Below are 2,726 nucleotides of genomic sequence, written 5' to 3'. Positions count from 1 at the left end.
TCTTTATGATCCCTCCTACGGGGGATTTACTGGGCAGACCCGCCGATGGGAATTTTGCCGGTGGAATCTTTGATATCGAAACAGATCCTCTAACGACCATAACAGGAGATAACACCTATATAGACGGACGAACTCAGACGGCGTATTCAGGAAATACCAATACAGGTACGGTTGGGGCCGGTGGGTCCACGGTAGGGATTTCAGCTACGACTTTGCCCAATTACGACCTTCCGGAGATCCAGGTACATGACAAGAATGGAGATACTTTTGTGGTAGACGCTTCAGCTACTGTAATCAGGAATTTAGCCATTTTTGGCAAAGATGATGCCGGGGTGTTATTAAATAGCGGTTCAGTTAACGTACGAAATAATCTTTTAGGGGTAGATGCTTCCGGTGCTAATGACGGGAACATATTGTATGGCGTTGAAATTACAGGGGGAACTGCACAGGTGAATGGTAACTACATTTCCACGAACAGGGACTCAGGAATCCTGGTAAATGGTGGTACATCGACCCTGATCGAAAACAATCATATCACAACAAATGGTAGTGGCGCTTGTGATGATAATATTACCTTACTAAGCGGAACCGGAATAATTATCAGGCAAAACTTAATAGAGGATGCAGCATCCCTGGGTATTGATGGAGATGATATTTCCGGAAACGTTGATGTTACTGAGAATACGATTACGGGATCCGGTCAGAGTGGAGGATCTTGTGCAGGAACACAGTCTAAAGCCGGGATAAAATTAGATGGGAATAATTCTTCTATTACTCAAAACATTATTTATTCTAACGGAGGGGCAGGCATAGTGCTGGCCGGTGGCAATACCAGTGGAAATCTGATATCCCAAAACTCTATTTATGCCAACGGAACTGCTTCCGATGCACTTGGAATAGATCTGGACCTGGCAGATGGGATGGGCGATGGCGTAACCTTAAACGATACCGGTGATGCTGATGCCGGACCAAACGGAGCGGCTAATTTCCCAATTATTACAACAGCATATATTGAAGGCCCAAATCTGATTCTAAAAGGATGGTCGCGCCCAGGGGCAAACATAGAGGTGTTTTTAACCGATATTAACGAAGGTACGGCTACAGAAGGGGACAATCAGCTTGGAATGAGTACTGATTATGGAGAAGGCCAGATATATGTAGGATCTGCTGTGGAAGGAAGTGGTAGTGATCTGGATGCAGGATCATCTGTTTATACAGATATAGATGGCAACACAGATAATACCAATCAATTTCATCTTCAGATTCCTTATACACCTAGTTTAGCGATTGGATTTAAGGTGACTGCGACGGCCACTCTGGCTAACACCACTTCGGAATTTTCTCCGGTTTCCATCATCAAGATCAAGTCAGTGATCACCAATAGAAGAATTACCTACCGGGTAAATCCAAATTAGAACTACCTTTTTTCTTATCAAAACTACGTATTACAATTGCTAAATATTGGCAATAAAGTAGTCTGCAAACACCTTCCAAATTGTGGTAAAAATCCTGGGAATTTCTGATCCATTTTACAAAAAATAAAAGCTTCCAATTTGCATGACAAATGCACAACTATTAGGGAAAATTCCTACGAAGCAGCGTCTGGTAAGTTGTGCTATTATTGGGATGATCGACCAACGAAACCTTACTGTTTTTATGGTTTTTTTGTTGCAATACCTCAATTATTGGGTGTTAGACAATGCATTTCATCGAGTACACAACAATTATTTTCCCAGGGGTAGCTTCGGGTTAAATTTGTTAGTTGATTATAAAGTATAAGGTGTAAACCGTTGAACAAACTATTGAAAAACGAGAAAAACATATTTAAGTTATTAGCCATGGATAAGAAGATCCTACTCCTTCTGTTTCTGGTATCGGGATTTGCTTTTTCACAAACCACTGTGACCTTGCAAGATCAGTGTAACTGTGAGGTCCTCAGTGGAACTGCAGTAACCTCCCCCGGAACCACCACCCCAAGCGGTGCTGATACAGGAGATATTTATGTCAATACCAATACCGGAGTAATCTACTTCTGGGATGGAAACAGCTGGGAGCTGACCTCTTCAGACGATCAGCTTTTGCAAAATTTCAGCTTTAACGCTGGTACCAATATACTTTCATTAGATATTGAAGATGGGAATACGGTTAATGTAGACCTCTCTTCCCTTAGCGGCACCGGTACGGACGACCAGCTACTGAGCCTGGCAGGAAATATACTTACCCTGGAAGATGGGGGTACCGTAAATCTTACTCCTTATTTAGATAATACAGATGACCAGACCATTACTGCTTTTAGTATAGATGCCAGTAACATTCTTACACTTACACTAGAAAATGGGAATACCCAGACAGTAGATCTTTCGGGATTACTAGGCACCGATGATCAGACAGCTGCGGAAGTAACCTACGATAATACCACTTCCGGGCTAACCGCCACGGATGTACAGGCAGCGATCGATGAGATCAATGCGTTGGCCGGAACTGTGTCTTTGGTAGACAATTTAGATGGCACCTATGACTTTACAGATGCTGCCGGAAATACCACTATTATTACGGATACCTCCATCTCTACTTTGGTAGATAATGCCGATGGCACCTATACCTATACCGATGAGACAGGGGCAACCCAACTTATCGATACCAATGCGAGCAGTAACCCATATGATAATACCACTTCCGGGCTAACCGCTACGGATGTACAGGCAGCGATCGATGAGATCAATGCT

The 2,726-nt window shown here is 43.1% G+C and carries 2 protein-coding genes; both read left to right on the top strand.

Annotation, left to right across the window (positions count from 1 at the left end; genetic code table 11):
* On the top strand, positions 1–1,415 hold a 1,415-nt coding region (locus tag WBM49_RS06160; protein WP_424371185.1), incomplete at its 5' end, for a right-handed parallel beta-helix repeat-containing protein.
* 423 nt (positions 1,416–1,838) lie between these two features.
* Positions 1,839–2,726: hypothetical protein (locus WBM49_RS06155; protein WP_424371184.1), on the top strand; the 888-nt coding region annotated here is incomplete at its 3' end.

It is taken from the genome of Muriicola sp., assembly GCF_049669965.1.
Taxonomy (GTDB): domain Bacteria; phylum Bacteroidota; class Bacteroidia; order Flavobacteriales; family Flavobacteriaceae; genus Muriicola.
Note: the sequence above shows the minus strand (reverse complement) of the source record. Positions and strands in the feature narration are given on the sequence as shown.